Below are 18,127 nucleotides of genomic sequence, written 5' to 3' on the forward strand. Positions count from 1 at the left end.
CACGCTCCACCCGGCAGCACCACGCGAACCAACCGACCCACGCTGTCCCACTGATACTGGGTCAGCGCGCCATGCTCATCCTCGCGGGCAATCTGTCGCCCCAAGTCGTCATAGCGATAACGTTTTATCCCGCCATTAGGCAGTTGCTCCTCAAGCAACTGCCCCCGCTCATTCCACACCAGCCGATGGCAGCTGTGATCCGGGTACCAAACCCCAACCAGTTGCCCATATTTGTCGTAGCTGTAATCCGTAACATGACCATCGGGATCGATCTTACGAATGACATCGCCCTGGTCGTTACGCTCGTACTTCCAGACCGCCAGACCCCGCCTTACAACCCGTACGAAGCCATTGTCATGCTCGTAGGTTGTCGGCTCATCATCCCCAGGAAACAACGCCACCAAGCGTCCGGCATCGTCGTACTGATACGCCGTCACCGCCCCCAGCGGATCCTGCTCAACCGTCAGGCGACCCTTGTCATCGTAGGATTTGAAATGCGAAGCACCGTCCGGATCAATCCGCTGCACCAGCCGTGCCCGGTCGTCATGGACGTACACTTCCTGGCTGCCATCGGCGTTATGCACCGTAACGCGGCCGTCATCACCCCAGGCATACCGCGTATCCATCTGCGAAAAACTGGCCCAGTGCCGGACACAGCGCGCAGCCTTGCCAGCCCGTTCCCATTCCCAGAAGAAACTCGCCCCACCGGCCAAGCTCCGCTCAAGAATCACGTGCTGATCGTCGTAGCGATAAACCTCGCTTTCGCCTACTGCATTGGTCGCCGAAACCAGCCGGCCAGCGTTGTCGTATGCGTAGGAAACAACGTTCTGCTCGGTCACCCACTCGAAGGGTTCATACCCCTTGGCGCGCTGAACCTGATAGTCCACCGCCACGATGTGGCCGAACGCATAGCGCAGGAACAGCGAGCGTCCGACGCCGTTATCCAGCCGCTCAATACGCCCCAAATAATCCCGAGAAATCCGCAGCCGGTTGTCGTACGCATCGCTGATGGAGACCAACACACCGTCGCGAAAGTGATAAAACTGCGACGCCTGGGACAACACCAACTCATCCGGCGAAGCGCCCAAATAGATCGCCGCTTCGGCCAAACTATTGGTGATGGCCGGTCGAGCAACGGTCGGCATCGGAAACGAAGTACTGCGGTTCTCATGGTCCGTCCACACCACCGAATCGCCCGACACCACAAGCCGATGCGCCAGCGAATGACTCCAGCCAAACCCCAACCCGCAATCCACTTCCACCGCACTGGTGCGATACAACCGCGTCCACTCAAACGGCAAAATCCCGTCCAACGTGCCATCGGTCAGGGTCAGCAGTTCCTCCCCGGTAACCATCGACACGGGGCAGCCGTTGGTGACGGTCTTATCCGAAGGAGCCGCCGCATCGCCCTTCGGATTAGTCGATACAACAGGCACATCATCGACAGGCTCCTGCCTGACCAACACGGTCTTCTGTGTCTTGTTACGAACCGCCGGTACCGGGTTGGAAACCAACTGATCCCCAGCCTTCAACGGCGCAACCGGTACAGTCTTGATCGCCGTCGCCGGGCCACCGAGCAGCAAAGGCTTCACCGCCTCGGCATGCGCGTCCATGGGAGATTTTCCGAACTGCCCCGCCATGCGCTCCAACCATCGGCGCGCACGTTGAGACTTGATGCCGCCCAGCACCTTGGTACTTATTCGCACCGCCATCCCCATCCCGGCAGTGGCGAGACACAGAAGCAAATTGATCAATACTTCGGCGCTGATTTCCCCGAGCAACTCGTTCATATAGGGCGGCGGCAACAGGCGCATCCAGCTGACCGCTGCCGAGAGATGGATGAACAACAGCGGCTCGTCGCTGAGCACCAACAAGCCCTTGGCGAGGGTGTTGGCGCCGAGGCTCAGCAGCTTTTCAAGTTCGTCCGGGGACAGGTAGTGCAGCAGTTGTTCGGCATAAGCCAACGGGTCGCCAAGCCACTGAAACAGCTGCTTGACAGTGTCCCAGAGCGAGTAGAGCGCTTCGCCGAAGCCGCGCGCGTAGGCTTGATGCAGGGAGAGGTAGCGCTTGGGGAAGCTGGCTTCGGAGTAACCCTTCCATAACGGTTCGAAGGTGGTCTCCCATTCACTGCGCAACCAACCGTCCAGCGCGGCAATCACCGACTGATAAGAGGTATACAGCGCCTTGAAATGATCTTTGGAGACGTTGGGGTAGAAGCTGACCCGGTACTGCTGGTTGCGATCACATTCCTTGATTTCAAGAGTGCCGCTGGGGCCGATGGTCTTGTGGATCGGCTCGCCCAGGGGGCCGCCCTCTGGATCGATGCGTTGCACCATCACGGGCGTATTGCCAATGGGCACGAACCGAGCGCTCTGGAACATATGCACCAGGGTCAACGTGCCGTTTGCCTGGCACGTTGCTGTGGTGCTGCTGGGAATGATGGCGCGGTTGATCGGCGCGACAAGCGCCACGTCATCCCCGACTTTGAAGACCTGTTCGACATCCAGGGCCGAAAAGCTAAAGAAGCTTTCCGCCCAGTTCTCGTAGGTATTGAGGCAGCGCCCGAAGTCGCTGAGAACGGATTCGACGTCTCGCGTCTTTGAATCCATGGCGGCCAGCACCAGGTAGCCAATGGCTTGGCGGGTCACCTCGATCATGAAACAGCCCCTTCAACCGGGGCTTTAACGAAAACAACCATCTGCAATCCCTCGCACTGTGTATTCAGGCGAGGGACTTTGCAGCGGTTTTCAGGGCAGGGGAGTAGCGCTTATCCGGCGCTTACGTGGGGCGTTTCGACAACTTTTGTCTTCTCCCGCCCCAGCACCAGGCTGCACAGCGCCGGCAAAAACAACAGCGTCAACACCGTGCCCACCAGCACTCCGCCAATCAGCACGAACGCCAGGGACGACCAGAACACCGACAGCGTCAGCGGAATAAACGCCAGCGCCGCCGCCAGCGCGGTCAGTATTACCGGCCTGGCCCGCCGCACTGTGGCCTCGACGATGGCCTCGCGAATTGCCATGCCGTGTTCCTGGTTCTGGCGAATCTGGTCGGTAAAGATCAACGTGTTGCGCATCAGGATCCCGCCGATCCCGATCAAGCCCAGGATCGCGTTGAACCCGAACGGCTGGTTGAACAGCAGCAAGGTCGGCACCGCGCCAATCAAGCCCAGCGGCGCGGTGGCGAAGACCATGAACATCACGCAGAAGGAACGCACCTGGAACATGATCACCGTGAGGGTCAGCAGGATCATGATCGGGAACAGCGCCGCCAGCGCCACGTTGGCCTTGGCGCTTTCTTCCACCGGGCCGCCGATGTCGATCCGGTAACCGGCCGGCAGCCTGGCGATCAGCGGTTGCAGGTCTTTGTACACGGCCATTTCCACATCGGGCGGTTGCACGCCGTCGATGATGTCGGCGCGCACTTCCACGGTGCTCGCGCGGTTGCGGCGCTTGAGGATCGGTTCTTCCATCACCGCCTGGAACTGCCCGACCTGGGCCAGGGGCACCGACGTGCCGGCGCTGTTGGTCAGGGTCATATTGTTGAGGTTGCCGAGGTTCTCGCGCTGGTTGCCTTGAGCGCGGGCGACCACGGACACGGTGCGGTTGCCCTCACGCACTTCGGTGATGGGGTTGCCGCTGAGCAAGGCGTTGAGCTGGGATTTGACCTCGTTGGGGGTAAAACCCAGCAGGCGCAGGCGGTCTTGATCCAGCACCAGGCGATAACCGCTGGTGCGTTCGCCCCAATCGAGAAAGGCGTCCTTGGTCAGCGTGTTGGCGGCGACGACCTTGCGCACGTCCTCGGACACGCCGCGCAGCACATCCACATTCGGGCCGGATACGCGGAACACCACCGGGAAGGGCACCGGTGGGCCGAACAGCAGTTGTGTCACCCGCACCCGCGCCGCTGGAAACTCACCGGCCGCAATTCGCTCACGCATGCGCAGCTTCAAGGCGTCGCGGGCGTGAGAGTCCGGCGTCTGCACGATCAGCTTGGCAAACGCCGGGTCCGGCATTTCGGGGTTCAGCGACAGGAAGAAGCGTGGCGCGCCACCGCCCACATAGGTGTCGACCATGCTGGTCTGCGGCTCTTGCAGCAGCGCTTTTTCCAGCTGCGCCGCCACCGCCTCGGTGCTCTTGAAGGCACTGCCGGGCGGCATATACACCTCAAGAATCAGCTCGGAACGGTCGGAGTTGGGGAAGAACTGTTTCTTCACCACGGCCATGCCCAGCACGCACAGTACAAAGGCGCCGATGACCAACCCGGTCACGAGCCAACGCCTGCGTACGCAGGCTTCGACTAAATCACGCAGCTTCTGGTAATAGCGCCCGGCATAAATCGCGTCGTGGCCACCGGGCACCGGCTTGATCTGCGGCAGCAACTTCACGCCCAGGTACGGCGTGAACACCACCGCCACCAGCCAGGACGAGATCAGTGCAAAGCCGACGATCCAGAAGATATTACCGGCGTATTCCCCCGCACCTGAACGTGCAAACCCCACCGGCAGAAAGCCGATGATCGTCACCAGCGTACCGGTGAGCATCGGTGCCGCCGTGGAACTCCAGGCGAAGGTGGCCGCATGAATCCGGTCAAAACCTTCCTCCAGTTTCACCACCATCATTTCAATGGCGATGATTGCGTCATCCACCAGCAAACCCAGGGAAATAATCAGTGCGCCCAGGGTAATGCGGTCGAACTCACGCCCGGTGAGCAACATGATCACGAACACCACCGACAAGGTCAGCGGCACCGCAGCCGCCACCACCAGGCCGACGCGAAAGCCCAGGGCCAGCAAGCTGATGAGCATCACCACCGCGAGGGCGACGAAGAATTTGAGCATGAATTCATTCACCGCCAGGCTGATGTTTTTCGCTTGGTCGGAGACTTTGGCGAAGTTCACGCCCAACGGCAGGTCCGCCTGGATCCGGGCTTCCTGAGCCTTGAGGCTTTTGTCCAGCTCCAGACCGTTCCAGTGCTTTTCCATGATCACGCCGAGCATCAGCGCCGGGTCGCCCTGGTGGCGGATGCGGTAGCTGGGCGGGTCTTCATACCCGCGGCTGACGCTGGCGACATCGGCAATGCGCAGCACGCGACCGTTGACTTCCAGGGGCACGTTTTCGATCAACGCCAGACTGTCGAAGGCACCGTCGATACGGATATAGGCGCGGGCCCCGGCGGTTTCCACGAAGCCAGACGGCGCCACGGCGTTTTGTGCGGCGAGGGCGCTGAAGATCTGGTCCGGCTTGATGCCCAGGGTCGCCAGGCGCTCATAGGAGAACTCGACGAAGATTCGCTGCGCCTGCTCGCCGAGGATATTGACCTTCTTCACCCCCGGCAGGTTGAGCAGGCCCTGGCGCAACTCTTCGGCCATCTGCACCTGTTGCCGATGGGGCAAGTGCTCGGCCTCCAGGGCGTACAGGGCGAAGTACACATCGGAATATTCATCGTTGAAGAACGGCCCGATCACACCGTTGGGCAGCCTCGCGGCTTCATCGCTGAGTTTTTTGCGCGTCTGGTAGAACAGCTCCTGGATTTCGCCGGGGCGCGTGGACTCCTTGTAGGTCATGCGCATCGACACAAAACCCGGCTGGGCGATGGTCTCGACGCGGTCGTAGTAGTCCAGTTCCTGCAGGCGCTTCTCCAGGCGGTCGGCAACCTGCTCCTGCATCTCCTGGGCAGTAGCGCCGGGCCAGGCAGCGGTAATGGTCATGACCTTGACGGTAAACGACGGGTCTTCGGCGCGTCCCAGTTTGCCGAACGAGAAGATCCCGGCGGCGAGGATCGCAATGATCAAAAACAGCGTGACTGCGCGGTGCTTGACCGCCAGTTCCGAGAGGTTGATGCCGCGCATGCTCATTGGTCCTGTTTGCGGTTGAGGGCCAGCACCTGGGCGGGCAACAGGCGCACCGCATCGCCGTTGTGCAACAGGTGCGCGCCGAGGGCGACGACGACCTGGCCGGGGTTCACGCCGCTGTCGAGCAGGGCGTCTTCCTGGCCGAGGCTGGCGACCTTGACGGCGGCGAAGCTGACCTTGTTATCCGCGCCGATCAACCACACACCGATGCCTTGCCCGGCATCGTGCAACGCACCGATGGGCACGCGAGTTTGTTGCGCCTGGCCGTTGCCTTGCAGGCGCACAGTGATGGTCGAACCGAGGGCGAAGCGCTCGACGTTACCGTGCAGCACATAACGGGCGCGGTAGGTGCGGGTGACCGGGTCGGCGCTGGCCGACAGTTCGCGCAAGGTGGCCGTTACCGCCTGGTCCGGGGCGCCGAAGGGGAAGGCCAGGGCTTTTTGCGCGGCCTGGTCACGCTGGTTTTCCGGCAGATTGACGATGGCTTCGCGGGCGCCGTCATGGGCCAGGCGCGCGACGATTTGCCCTTCGGCGACCACTTGGCCGCGGTCCACCCGCACGTCGGTGATGGTGCCGTCGCCGTCGGCCTTGAGTACCGAGTAAGTGCGGCGGTTCTCGATCTGGCTGGCATCGGATTGCGCCGCAGCCAGCTCGGCCTCGGCGACGCGCAGGTTAGTCGCCGACTGGTCGAAGATCTGCCGCGACACCGCGCCGGTACTGGCCAGGCGCTGGTAGCGGTTTTCATCGTCGCGGCGTTGGCGCAGTTGCGCCTGGGCGGCGTTGACGCGGTTTTTCGCCGAGCGCAGGGCCAGCTCGAAGTCGCCGATGTCCAGCACCAGCAGGGTGTCGCCACGGGAGACGTGCTGGCCGGGGTCGACCTTGCGTTCGATGACCTTGCCGCTGACCCGGAAGCCGAGGTCGCTTTCCGTACGCGCCGCCACCACGCCGGTGTAGGCGCTTTGCTGAGTGCCGGCGGCTTCGACCTTGGCGGCGAGTACCGGACGTGGGTGCGGCACTTCAGCGGCGGTGTCGGCCTGGCTGTTGCAGCCACTGAGGAGGATCAACAGGGCCAGGGGCGTGAGAAGACGCGAGGGGAGAGGGATCATGTCGGGCTCCGGGGATTACCAGTGGGCAAAAAATTATGGACATAATTTTTTACGCATATTATGGTCGAAATATAAATAAATCCAGCCCCGGATAATCCCCATGTCGAACGCCCCGGCCCCATCGCGAAGCTTATTGTTTTTACTGGTGGCCCTGACGGCACTGGGTGAAGTCTCGACCCAATTGATCATCCCAGGCTTGGGTGTGATCGAGCAGGCACTGCTGGCGCCGTCGGGGTCGGCGCTGATGGCACTGTCGGCGTTTGTCGCCGCCTTTGGCCTGGGGCAACTGCTGTTCGGGCCGCTGTCGGACCGTATCGGCCGCCGCCCGGTGCTGATCGGCGGGCTGTTGCTGTATGTGCTGGCGACCTTGTCGATGCTGCTGGTCAATGACATCCAGCAATTTATTGCCGCTCGCGTCGTGCAAGGCCTCGGCGCCTGCGCTGCGTTGGTACTGGCGCGCACCGTGGTGCGTGACGTGTGGAAGGCCGACGCGGGGCCGGCGCTGGCGCTGACCATGATCGGCATGCTTTACGCCATCGTCGTCGCACCGATGGTCGGCGGTCTGCTGATCAAGCTGCTGGGCTGGCGGGCGCCGATCCTGCTGGCCTTGGCGATTGGCAGTGTGGTGTTGCTGCTGGCGCTGCTGTTCTTCCGCGAGAGCAATCACTTTCTCGACCCCAAGGCCGGCCACTGGCGCACCCTCGGCGGGCAATACCTGGATCTGCTCAAGGGCCGCCAGTACCGCGCGTTCGCCGTGGCGCTGGCGTGCACCTATGGCGCCATGTTCGCAGTGATCGCCGGTTCCTCGGCGGTGTATATCAATCTGCTGGGCTTGAGCAGCCTGGAGTACGGCATCAATTTCGGCGTGATCGTGTCGATGCTGATCATCGGTTCCACCTACACCCGGCGCAACATCCAGCGCCTGGGGCCGCAACGGATTGTGGCGATGGGCGTGACGCTGGTGGCCATGGGCGGGATTGCCGCGCTGGTGATTTATGCGCTGTTTGGCCTGTCGGTGCTGGGCCTGGATATTCCCATTGCGCTGGCGACCCTCGGCGGCGGCCTGGTATTGCCCGGGTCTGTGACCGGCGGGGTCATGCCCAACGCTCACCGCGCCGGTTTGGCGGCGGGCTTGATGGGTTTTGCGCAGATGTTCGGCGCGACCTGCAGTGGCCTGTTGCTGAGCCATCTGCGCGACGGCAGTGCCACGCCGATGATCGTGATCCAGGCGTGTTTTGCCGTGACGGCTTTCGTGGCCTTCCATTTGTTACGTGAGCGCCGTAGCGCAGAGGTCGCGGCCGCCTGAGTTGTCACACTTTGTCCAAGTTTTTCGGGGCTGGATGATTACGATTCTCTTTTGAGTCTAATCCGAAGGTCTTCGCCCATGCTGCCTGCTTTTCGTTTCTCGCCCCTGGCCCTGCTGGTTGCCGCCAGTCTTCATGCCCACGCGGATGAGCCTGTTGCACTGGAACTCAATGATGTCGTGGTGACTGCATCCGGATTTGCGCAAAGCGCGGAAGACGCGCCGGCCTCGGTCACCGTGATCGATGGCGAGGAACTGCGCCGCAAGTCCTACCGCGACCTCGGCGACGCAGTACGGGACGTAGAAGGTGTGACGGTCAACGGCGGTGCGAATGAAACCGACATCTCTATCCGTGGCATGCCGGCCGACTACACCCTGATCATGGTCGACGGCAAGCGCCAGAGTGCGCGGGAATCGCGGGTCAATGGCAACAGTGGCTACGAACAGAGCTTTGTACCACCCGCTGCGGCCATCGAGCGTATCGAAGTGGTGCGCGGGCCGATGTCCTCGCTGTACGGCTCGGATGCCATCGGCGGGGTGATCAACGTGATCACGCGCAAGGTCTCTCCGACCTGGGGCGGCTCCATCGGGTATGACTACTCGGCGCGCCAGCACAGCGACCAGGGCAATGCACGCCAGACCCAGTTCTACCTCAGCGGCCCGCTCAAGGAAGATTTCCTCGGTTTGCAGGTGTGGGGCCGCTACCTGGATCGCCAGGCCGACGACGACATCGAGCAGACCAATGGCTTCAGCAAAGCCGACCACCGCGACCTCACCGCACGCCTGGCCTTCACCCCGACCCTCGACCACGACATCCTGTTGGAAGCCGGCGCCACGCGCTTGAAGAATGGCGACGGCATGAGCGCCAACTGGGCCACCCGCGAGCAGGAAAACAACCGCGATCACTGGTCGCTGTCGCACCAGGGCCGCTGGGGCTGGGCCACCTCGGACATCGCGCTGTCCCAGGAAACCTCCAGCCGCGAAGGCAAGGCGACACCAGCGCAGACTGACATCTACGGGCGCAAACCCGAGATCAAGAACACCGTGTTCGACGCCAAGCTGGTGGTGCCCACCGCCCATAACGTCAGCACCGTGGGCGTGCAATGGAATAAAAGCGAACTGACCGACTGGAACCAGGGCCTCGGTGACCGCGTCGACTATAAATTCTCGGTGGTGCAAAAAGCCCTGTTCGCGGAAAACGAGTGGTCGATGACCGACAGCTTCGCGCTGACCACCGGCCTGCGCCTGGATGAGCACGAAGAGTACGGCGCCCACCTCAGCCCGCGGGTCTACGGCGTGTGGCGCGCCACCGAGCAGTGGACGCTCAAGGGCGGTATCGCCCGAGGTTTCAAGGCGCCGGAGCTGCGTGCCGTGGTTGAGGACTATGCTTACCTGCGCCGCAACCGCTTCGTGATGTTCGGCAACCCGGACCTCAAGCCCGAGACCAGCACCAACTATGAAGTCTCGGCGTTGTGGAGCAACCGCGACAACCTGTCCGGCGGCGTGACGCTGTTCTACAACGACTTCCAGGACAAGCTCTCCACCGTCACCACCGACCGGCGCTGGAACGGCTACACCATCATGGACCGGGTCAACGTCGACAAGGCGATCATCCAGGGCGTTGAGCTCAACGGCCAATGGGACATCAACCCCAGCGTGCTGCTCAAGGCCAACTACACCTACACCGATTCCGAACAGAAAAGCGGCGCCAACAAAGGCGCGCCCCTGGCCCTCACACCTGAGCAAAAAGCCAATGTGCGCACCGAATGGACCATCAACGATCGCACCCAGGCCTGGGCCTCGCTGAGCTACTACGGCGAGGAAACCGGCAACACCCTTACCACCGACGAACCGGCGCCGGGCTACACCACCGCCGACCTGGGCGGCTCCTATGACGTGAGCGATTCGTTGACCCTCAACGCCTCCCTCAACAACCTCACCGACAAGCGCCTGGACGATGAAACCTACGGGACGGTGAACTACGGCCGCACCCTGTGGATGGGCGCCACGCTCAACTTCTAGAGCGCGGTGGGCAATCGCACCACCGCGCACAGGCCGGCCGGTGGGCGATTTTCCAAGACCAGTTCACCGCCATGGGCCTGGATGCACGACCGTGCGATCGCCAGGCCCAGCCCCACGCCGCCGTCACTGACACCCCGTTGTACGAAGGGCTCGAAGACTTTGCTCAACCAAGCTTCGGGTAGACCTTGGCCGTGGTCGAGAATCTCGATGCGCAGCCAGCCGTTGTCCTCGCGAACCAGGCTCAGGTCGGCATCGCCGGCGTGGCGCAGGGCGTTGTCGATCAGGTTGGTCAGTGCGCGCTTGAGCGCCAGCGGGCGGCAGGTCAGCAGTAACGGTGGTGCGCCGGCCCAGGTGACGGGCTGTCGCAGGCGTTGGTAACGCTTGGCCAGGTCATCCAGCAGGTCGCTCGACGAAAGCGTGGCAGTCGCTTCCTGCACCGCGTCGTCGCGCACGAAATTCAGGGTTTCTCGTACCATCGCACTCAATTCCCCGAGGCTTTCGAGCATGTCATCGCGGGCTGCGCCGGGCTCCAGCAACTCCACTTGCAGGCGCAGTTCGGTGATCGGCGTATTCAAGTCATGGCTGACCGCTGCGAGCATCCGCGTGCGGCCTTCGACATGCCGGGCGAGGTTGACCTGCATGGTGTTGAAGGCGGCAGTGAGGTCGCGGGCTTCCTGTGGGCCGGTTTCCGGCAGCGGCGCGATCCATTCACCGCGGCTGACGCGCTCGGTGGCCTGGGCCAGGGTCTTGATCGGGCGCACCACGCGAGCAATGAAAAACATCACGATCAGCAGCACCGGCAGGGTCGTCACCGGCAGGCTGTAGGCCAGGACGCGGCCCCATTCATAGGCGCCGGCGGGGTATTGCACGGCATTCAGGTAGGTACCGTTGGGCAGCGGCACGCTGCTGCGCAGGCGCAACGGCGCCCAGCCGGCGGGGCTGAACACATGGGTGCGGGCGTCGGCGCCGCTGATGCGTTCCAACTGCATACCGATGGCGGCGGCGTTATCCAGCTGTAATTGGCGGCGCAGCGCGTTGGCCAGGCGCTGTTCTTCCGGGCGGTGTGCAAACGGCGCCACCTCCGGCGTGGGGGCGATCCAGAAGCGCGTGTCGTCGGTGCTCATGCCGGCCAGCAGGTGCTCGGTTTCATTCGGGCTCAGGTCGATTGCCGTGTGATGTGCAATCCCCAGGCGTTCCAGGCTGAAACTGCGCGACAGCGGGTGGATCAGGCTGCCGGTGCGTTGCAGAAACAACATCGCTATTGCGTTCGACGCCAGCAATGCCAGCAACAACAACAGGCTCAACTGACGTGCCAGGCTGTGCGGCCACAGCCGGCTCAAGGTGTGCATTCGCTGACCTCGGCCGCCAATAGATAGCCGCCGCCCCAGATGGTGCGCAACAGTTCCGGGGTGGCATCGCCCTGGGCCAGCTTGCGGCGCAGGCGGCTGACTTGCCGGTCGATGGCGCGGTCGCTGACATCGCTGTCGGCGGCGGCGGTGAGGTCGATCAGGCGTTCGCGGGGCAGTAGGGTATTGGGATGGGCGAGGAACACCTGCAGCAACCGGCTTTCAGCGGTGCTGAGTTGGATGTCGGGGTGGGCATCGCGGCGTAAGGTGGCGCTGGTCACGCTGAAGTGCCAACCGGAGAACTGATAGGCCCGTGCGCCAGTGCTGGGCGCGGTGGGGCCGGTGGCGCGGCCCTGACGGCGGAGCACGCTGTTGATACGCGCCACCAGCTCCCGGGGTTCGAAGGGCTTGGTGACGTAATCGTCGGCGCCCAGGTCCAGGCCGCGTATGCGGTCGGCGGCAGTGTCGCGGGCGGTCAGCAGGATCACCGGGGTGTTGCTGCGCCGATGCAACTGGTTGCACAACTCAAAGCCATCGCCATCGGGCAGCAGCACGTCGAGCACCACCACATCGAACGCCTGGGTCTTGAGCAATTGCCACATGCCGGCCGCGTCTTCAGCGGTGCGCACCTCAAAGGTGTGACGTCGCAGGTACGTGGCCAGGGGTTCACGAATCTTGCGGTGGTCATCCACCACCAGTACGCGCGGTGCGGCAGGCGCAGGGGCAAACGGCATTGCAGCCCTCGAGGGTTGAGCGGGAGAGGGTGGATATTACTACGAGTCATTATCATTAACGCTGTTTTGTGAGGATGCAGCCTTAAATCGTCCTGCCAGTAGGACGATTAAGGTTGTTTTTACCGTCTAGCGCCGAATTGCTGCGAGTTTTAAGGTGTATGCACTTTGGAGGACCACCATGAAAAGACTCATCGGCATCTACACCAGCCCACGCGCCCACTGGGTCGGCGACGGCTTCCCCGTGCGTACGCTGTTTTCCTACGACTCGATGGGCAAGCACATCAGCCCATTCCTGCTCCTGGACCACGCCGGCCCGGCCGATTTCACCCCGACAGACCAGCGTCGCGGGGTAGGCCAGCACCCCCATCGCGGCTTTGAAACCGTGACCATCGTCTACGACGGCGAAGTCGAACACCGCGATTCCACCGGCGCTGGCGGAACCATCGGCCCGGGTGACGTGCAATGGATGACTGCCGCCAAGGGCATCCTCCACGAGGAGTTCCACTCCGCAGCCTTCGCCCGCAGCGGCGGCGTGATGGAGATGGTGCAACTGTGGGTCAACCTGCCCGCCAAGGACAAAATGGCCGACGCGGGTTACCAGACCATCGTCGACGGCGATATTCCCGTGCTGCCCTTGGCCAATGATGCCGGCCACCTGCGCCTGATCGCCGGTGAATTCGCCGGCACCCAAGGACCGGCGCGCACCTTCACGCCGATCGACGTGTGGGACCTGCGCCTCAACGCCGGCAAGCCCGTCACCCTGGACCTGCACGTCGGGCGCAACACCGCCCTGGTGATCCTGCGCGGCACGGTGCTGGTCAACGGCGAAGAAGTCGCACGCCAAGGCCAACTGGCGTTATTCGAGCGCGACGGCCGCCAACTCAGCCTGGAGGCCAACGACGATGCCAAGGTCCTGCTGCTCAGCGGCGAACCGATTGACGAGCCTATCGTCGGGCATGGACCGTTTGTGATGAATACCGAGCAGGAGATTCATCAGGCGTTTGTGGATTTCCGATCGGGTAAGTTTGGGCGGATGGACGCCTGACGGTTCACCCTAAAAACCTGTGGGGGCAGGTTTTATGTGACGAACGGGCTTGTTGTGGCGAGCGGGCTTGCCCCGCGTTGGGCTGCGCAGCAGCCCCAATAAACGCGACGCGGTTTTCCAGACATTCCGAAGCGGATGGTTTCAGGGCCGCTTCGCGCCCCAACGCGGGGCAAGCCCGCTCGCCACAACAAGCCCGTTCACCATCATTGCGCAGCAAGACATTTTGTTTGCGCAATCTCTATTTCATGCGATCTTCCCGTCATTCGCCCTGGAGTCGCCTGGATGCCCTCATTTATCGCTGATCACCCGATGCTGTGCGCCGTGGCGCTGATCTTTATCGACATCGCCGTGTGGCGCCTGATCTCTGCCGACCTGGCCAATTGGAAGCTGGCTGCGCGGTTGGCGATTTTTGCCGTGTTCAGTGCCGTGCTGTTCAACGACGGCATGAACCCCATGCAACTTGCGCCCTATACCGACAACACCGCCTTGCACCTGGCCGCCACGGCCCTGCAGATCGGCTGGTGGCTGTTTGCGGCGCGCACGCTGACGGTGTTGCTGGGCACGGTGATGATGCAGCGGGTGGGTCACACCGGGCGGTTGTTGCAGGACCTGATGGGCGCGGTGATTTTCCTCATCGCGATCATCGCCGCCATGGCCTATGTGCTCGACCTGCCGGTCAAGGGCGTGCTGGCCACCTCCGGCGCGGTGGCGATCATCGTTGGCCTGGCGTTGCAAAGTACCCTGAGCGATGTGTTTTCCGGGATCGTGCTCAACACCACCAAGCCTTATCAGATCGACGACTGGATCTCCATCGACGGCACCGAAGGGCGGGTCACCGACATCGACTGGCGTGCCACACGCCTGCAAACCTCCCAGGGCAGCCTGGCGGTGATCCCCAACTCCCTCGCGGCCAAGGCCAAGATCATCAACTTTTCGCGCCCGGCGGACATGTTCGGCCTGACGGTCAGCCTGCAAGTCAGCCCCCATGCGCGTCCGCAAACCGTGATCGAAGCACTGGAACGTGCGATGCAGGGCTGCCGGCCACTGTTGGCCAAACCCGCGCCGAGCGTGGCATTCAAGACTTCCGCCAGTGGCGGCGTGGAGTATGAAATCAGCGGGTTCGTGCCGGCTATGGCCCTCAAGCGCGAGGTGCGCAACCAGCTCTATGACCTGGCGTTCCGGCACCTGCAAGCAGCGGGCGTGGGCGTGCTGTCCGCCACCGAAAGCAGCGCGCCACCGGCCATGTCTGCCGCGCGGGCGTTGCTGGAGCGTTCGTCGATTTTCTCCACCTTGCGCCAGGAAGAGAAAGACACCTTCAGCCAGAACATGACCCTGCACACCTACCGCGCCGGCGAGATGATCCTGCCGGCGGGGGAGGTCAGCGATCATTTGTTTATCGTCGAGTCCGGCGTGGTCTCGGTGATGTTGACCAAGGGCGACCATGTATTCGAAGCCGGGCGCATGGGGCCGGGAGAAGTGATTGGCGAGGCCGGGATCTTGTCCGATCAGGCCGTGCTGGCGGACTTTTCCGCCAAGACCTTCTGCACGTTGTACCGCATCGAGAACGAATACCTGAAACCGTGCCTGGATGCGCGCCACGACATTAGCGAGGCGATGAAGGCACTGTTGGAATTCCGCCTGCATGCCGCCCAGGTCCTGACCCAGGAGGCGCCGGTGGTGCCGGTGAAGAAGGGCTTTTTGCAGTGGCTGCGCAAGCGCGGCCTGTGAGAGGCAAGGGCCTGAAAGTGCTGTATTCGATGTCGAATGATCGCCAATGCGGGTTTTCTTGACTGTCTCTGACCACGTGAGGGCTCGACCTTGATTCGACTCACCGACTACATCGCCAACCTTGCTCAATCCCCTCTTGCCCCGTGGGCCGGCTTGGCGCCCTGGGCCCTGGTCGCCCAGGCGCCGGCCGTTGTTCGCCAGATGCTCGCCGACCTGCCGGCCGACGACTACAGCGTGAACGACGAAGTCGCCATCCACCGTACCGCTATCGTCGAACCCGGTGCCTTGCTCAAGCCGCCCCTGATCATCGGCGCCCATTGCTTTATCGCCAGCGGCTCACTGCTGCGCGGTGGGTGCTGGGTGGATGAGCACTGCATCATCGGCCCCGGCGCCGAACTGAAAACCACCTTCATGTTCAGCGGCAGCAAGCTGGCCCACTTCAACTTTGTCGGTGATTCAGTGCTGGGCCATGGGGTCAACCTTGAGGCGGGGAGTATCGTCGCCAACTACCGCAACGAGCGGGACGACAAGGACGTGCTGGTGCGGGTTGACGGGGTATTGCAGCGCACCGGCTGCGACAAGTTTGGCGCGTTGCTGGGGGATCAATGCCGGGTTGGCGCCAATGCGGTATTGGCGCCGGGGGCGGTTCTGGTACCTGCCAGCGTCGTGGGACGCGGACAGGTGTTTGATGCAGAGAACGGCTAGAAGTCGGCGATAAATTGCACGCCGCCGACCACTGCGCCCGTGGTTTGCGTAAGCCCGCCGGGGTATTTCACGTATTGCAGGTTAGGCCGCACCATCAGCCATTTCGTCGCCTGCACGCCATAGTTGATCTCGTAGCTGTACTCGCGGCGCTGCTCGGGCACGTATAGCGGGTCATCGATGTCGGTCACGCCATTGGCGCCGTTGAGCATCTGCGTATTGCGGGTATAGCGGTCGCTGACCTGCAACTTCGATGCGCCGAGGCCGAAGGTGTCGTCCGGGCGTGAATCGAAGGGGCCACGGTAGATCAGGCCGACCTGGATCAGGTGCTTGATCACGCTTTTGTCCGGGTCATTCACCGTCAGGTTCGCGAACACGTTGAGCCCGCGCCTGGCGTTGCCGTCGACCGTGGTTAATTGCTGCTGGCCCGACAGCCACCAGCCGCTGTTGCTGGAATACAACCGGTAGGGCTTTCGTGAGCTGGCGGCGTAGTTGCCGTCGGCGTCCTTGAGCATGTCCTTGGTGTCGGCGTTGGCGTAGTAGTAACCGGCGTGGTACTCGGAATTCAGCCCGGCGAGCTGGCCTTTCCAGATGGCCTCGATGGGGAAGCTGGTGCCCTGGGAACCGCTGATAAACGGCTTGAAACCATTGCTGGCTTCGGCGTTGCCGGGGTTCTTGTCGTAGGCGCCGACCTGCATGGCGAACTCATCGGTGAACTGGTACTTGGCCCGCACCGCCCACTGGCTGATCGGAAAGCTGTTCCACACGCCGTTCCAGTTGCCCTCCTGGGAACCGCACAGGGTGACGTTCTGGAACTCGCAGGGGAACTGGTCGAAGTCTTCGCCATGGCCGAAGCGCCCCAGTTTCAGGGCGAACTTGCGCTCGAAGAACTTCTGCTCGTACCAGAACTGCGAGAGCCGCCAGGCATTACCGCCGCCGAAGACTTCCATGGTGGAGGTCAGGCCGGTGGCGTTGGGCTGGTGCACGCGGTCGTTGGTGATGTCCTTGCCATGGCGCTCACTGATGCCGATGCGAAAGGTCGCATCCTGCCAACCGAGGAGTTTTTGCAGGTCCATGTTGACGCCCAGGATCAACTGGTCGCTCCAGCGCGCGGTGGTGTGCGAGTTGTAGCCGCCGCCGAGGTTGGCACCGACTTCGCCGACATACTTGAGGGTGAAGTCGTAGCCTTGTTCGGCCAGTTGGGGGCGCAGGCCGTTCCAATCGCCGAGCATGGCCGGGGAGTTGGGGTCGAGCAGGCCCGCACTGAAGGCACAGGTGGACATGGCGCTGCAGAGCAGGGCCAGGGGGAGGGTGGTGCGCATGGAAGTACTCCTGGAATTGTTGTTTTTATTAGGTACAACACAAACTTCAGGCACACAGAGATCCCTTGTGGGAGAGGGCTTGCCCCCGATGGCGGTGTATCAGTCACTAATGTACCGACTGACACTCCGCTATCGGGGTAAGCCCCCTCCCACAGTGGAAGTGTGGTGTTTGTTAAGGCGCGGTGTTACTGCAGGTTTACGTAGAGGCCGCCATCGACGAGCAACGACGCACCGGTCACATAGCGCGCCATGTCCGAGGCGAGGAACACGATCGGCCCGGCCACATCGTCCGGCTCGCCCAGGCGGCCCAGGGGCGTGCGCGAGGTCATGTAGGCGAGTTTTTCTTCGTCGGCCAGGTCGTCCTTGTTGATGTCGGTGGCGATGGTGCCCGGCAGCACCGAGTTGCAGCGGATCCCATACGGGCCCAAGGCAATCGCGCAGGATTGCATCAACGAATGCAGGCCGGCCTTGGTCGGCGTGTAGTGGGTTTGCATGCCGCCGCCCACCAGCGCACTGATGGAACTGACGGCGATGATCGCGCCGCCACGGCCCTGGTTTTTCATCTGGTTGGCCGCCGCCTGCACGGCGAAGTAGGCGCCGTTGAGGTTGGTGTTGACGGTTTTCAGGTAGACCTCGCGGGGCATGTCGAGGAACGAGTGGAACGGGCAGATGCCGGCATTGTTGACGAACACGTCGACGCTGCCGAAGGCCTGTACTGCGCCGGCCACCAGCGTGTCGCCGGTGTCCGGGTCGGCCGCATCGCCGCCCACTTCGATGGCTTGGCCGCCAAAGGCCTTGATCTCTTCGATCAATGAATGCGCAGCCTCGGTGCCTTGGCCGCTGCCGCTGTGGCCGATCACCACGCGGGCACCCTGGCGGGCACACTCACGGGCTGCGGCGCGTCCGATGCCACGGGAGGCGCCGGTGATGATCACGGTTTTGTCTGCAAGCAACATAAAAATACT

Annotated in this window: 12 protein-coding genes; 5 read left to right on the plus strand and 7 right to left on the minus strand. The window is 62.7% G+C overall.

Annotated elements, in window-relative coordinates; genetic code table 11:
* The 3 genes from M2397_RS06385 to M2397_RS06395 all read right to left on the minus strand — a co-directional run.
* Window positions 1-2,657: DUF6531 domain-containing protein (locus M2397_RS06385; protein WP_259242455.1), on the minus strand; the 2,657-nt coding region annotated here is incomplete at its 3' end.
* 110 nt (window positions 2,658-2,767) lie between these two features.
* Window positions 2,768-5,851, minus strand: a complete 3,084-nt coding sequence (locus tag M2397_RS06390) for an efflux RND transporter permease subunit (protein WP_259242456.1) — start codon at window positions 5,849-5,851, stop codon at window positions 2,768-2,770.
* A 2-nt stretch (window positions 5,852-5,853) separates the two neighbouring features.
* A complete protein-coding gene (locus M2397_RS06395) occupies window positions 5,854-6,960 on the minus strand; it encodes an efflux RND transporter periplasmic adaptor subunit (protein ID WP_259242457.1) in 1,107 nt (368 codons plus the stop codon).
* A gap of 100 nt (window positions 6,961-7,060) precedes the next feature.
* Between M2397_RS06395 and M2397_RS06400 the strand changes: the two genes are divergently transcribed.
* Both M2397_RS06400 and M2397_RS06405 read left to right on the plus strand, forming a co-directional pair.
* Window positions 7,061-8,266: a multidrug effflux MFS transporter gene (locus M2397_RS06400; protein ID WP_131696523.1), complete on the plus strand. Its 1,206-nt coding sequence runs from the start codon at window positions 7,061-7,063 to the stop codon at window positions 8,264-8,266.
* Between the two features lie 78 nt (window positions 8,267-8,344).
* Window positions 8,345-10,285 (plus strand): TonB-dependent receptor domain-containing protein, encoded by a 1,941-nt coding sequence (locus M2397_RS06405; protein ID WP_259242458.1) that lies wholly within the window; start codon window positions 8,345-8,347, stop codon window positions 10,283-10,285.
* Here the strand turns inward: M2397_RS06405 and M2397_RS06410 are convergent.
* Window positions 10,282-11,601 carry an ATP-binding protein gene (locus M2397_RS06410; RefSeq protein WP_259242771.1) on the minus strand — a complete coding sequence of 440 codons (1,320 nt, stop codon included), beginning with the start codon at window positions 11,599-11,601 and terminating at the stop codon, window positions 10,282-10,284. The genes M2397_RS06405 and M2397_RS06410 overlap by 4 nt on opposite strands.
* Window positions 11,602-11,621: 20 nt before the next feature.
* Complete coding sequence (locus M2397_RS06415) at window positions 11,622-12,365, minus strand: response regulator (protein WP_131696520.1); 744 nt, start codon at window positions 12,363-12,365, stop codon at window positions 11,622-11,624.
* Window positions 12,366-12,543: 178 nt separating this feature from the next.
* Here M2397_RS06415 and M2397_RS06420 point away from each other — a divergent pair, with 178 nt between their 5' ends.
* The 3 genes from M2397_RS06420 (at window position 12,544) to M2397_RS06430 (ending at window position 15,843) form a co-directional block, all read left to right on the plus strand.
* Window positions 12,544-13,410 (plus strand): pirin family protein, encoded by an 867-nt coding sequence (locus tag M2397_RS06420; RefSeq protein WP_259242459.1) that lies wholly within the window; start codon window positions 12,544-12,546, stop codon window positions 13,408-13,410.
* 282 nt (window positions 13,411-13,692) lie between these two features.
* Entirely contained in the window at window positions 13,693-15,138 is a 1,446-nt protein-coding gene (locus M2397_RS06425) for a mechanosensitive ion channel domain-containing protein (protein ID WP_259242460.1), read from the plus strand.
* Between the two features lie 90 nt (window positions 15,139-15,228).
* Complete coding sequence (locus M2397_RS06430; protein WP_145338815.1) at window positions 15,229-15,843, plus strand: LpxA family transferase; 615 nt, start codon at window positions 15,229-15,231, stop codon at window positions 15,841-15,843.
* On the opposite strand, the gene M2397_RS06435 is transcribed toward M2397_RS06430, so the two are convergent.
* Together M2397_RS06435 and M2397_RS06440 are read right to left on the minus strand one after the other, a co-directional pair.
* On the minus strand, window positions 15,840-17,162 hold the full coding sequence (locus tag M2397_RS06435) for a carbohydrate porin (protein WP_259242461.1): 1,323 nt from the start codon (window positions 17,160-17,162) through the stop codon (window positions 15,840-15,842). The genes M2397_RS06430 and M2397_RS06435 overlap by 4 nt on opposite strands.
* Window positions 17,163-17,347: 185 nt before the next feature.
* Entirely contained in the window at window positions 17,348-18,118 is a 771-nt protein-coding gene (locus M2397_RS06440) for an SDR family NAD(P)-dependent oxidoreductase (protein ID WP_259242462.1), read from the minus strand.
* Window positions 18,119-18,127: the final 9 nt, after the last annotated feature.

The organism is Pseudomonas sp. BIGb0381 (assembly GCF_024809815.1).
GTDB lineage: Bacteria > Pseudomonadota > Gammaproteobacteria > Pseudomonadales > Pseudomonadaceae > Aquipseudomonas.

Coding starts and splice junctions, on each gene's coding strand:
- M2397_RS06415 (WP_131696520.1), bottom strand. CDS start 12,365: ATGCCGTTTGCCCCTGCGCCTGCCGCACCGCGCGTACTGGTGGTGGAT.
- M2397_RS06400 (WP_131696523.1), top strand. CDS start 7,061: ATGTCGAACGCCCCGGCCCCATCGCGAAGCTTATTGTTTTTACTGGTG.
- M2397_RS06420 (WP_259242459.1), top strand. CDS start 12,544: ATGAAAAGACTCATCGGCATCTACACCAGCCCACGCGCCCACTGGGTC.
- M2397_RS06425 (WP_259242460.1), top strand. CDS start 13,693: ATGCCCTCATTTATCGCTGATCACCCGATGCTGTGCGCCGTGGCGCTG.
- M2397_RS06390 (WP_259242456.1), bottom strand. CDS start 5,851: ATGCGCGGCATCAACCTCTCGGAACTGGCGGTCAAGCACCGCGCAGTC.
- M2397_RS06440 (WP_259242462.1), bottom strand. CDS start 18,118: ATGTTGCTTGCAGACAAAACCGTGATCATCACCGGCGCCTCCCGTGGC.
- M2397_RS06405 (WP_259242458.1), top strand. CDS start 8,345: ATGCTGCCTGCTTTTCGTTTCTCGCCCCTGGCCCTGCTGGTTGCCGCC.
- M2397_RS06395 (WP_259242457.1), bottom strand. CDS start 6,960: ATGATCCCTCTCCCCTCGCGTCTTCTCACGCCCCTGGCCCTGTTGATC.
- M2397_RS06435 (WP_259242461.1), bottom strand. CDS start 17,162: ATGCGCACCACCCTCCCCCTGGCCCTGCTCTGCAGCGCCATGTCCACC.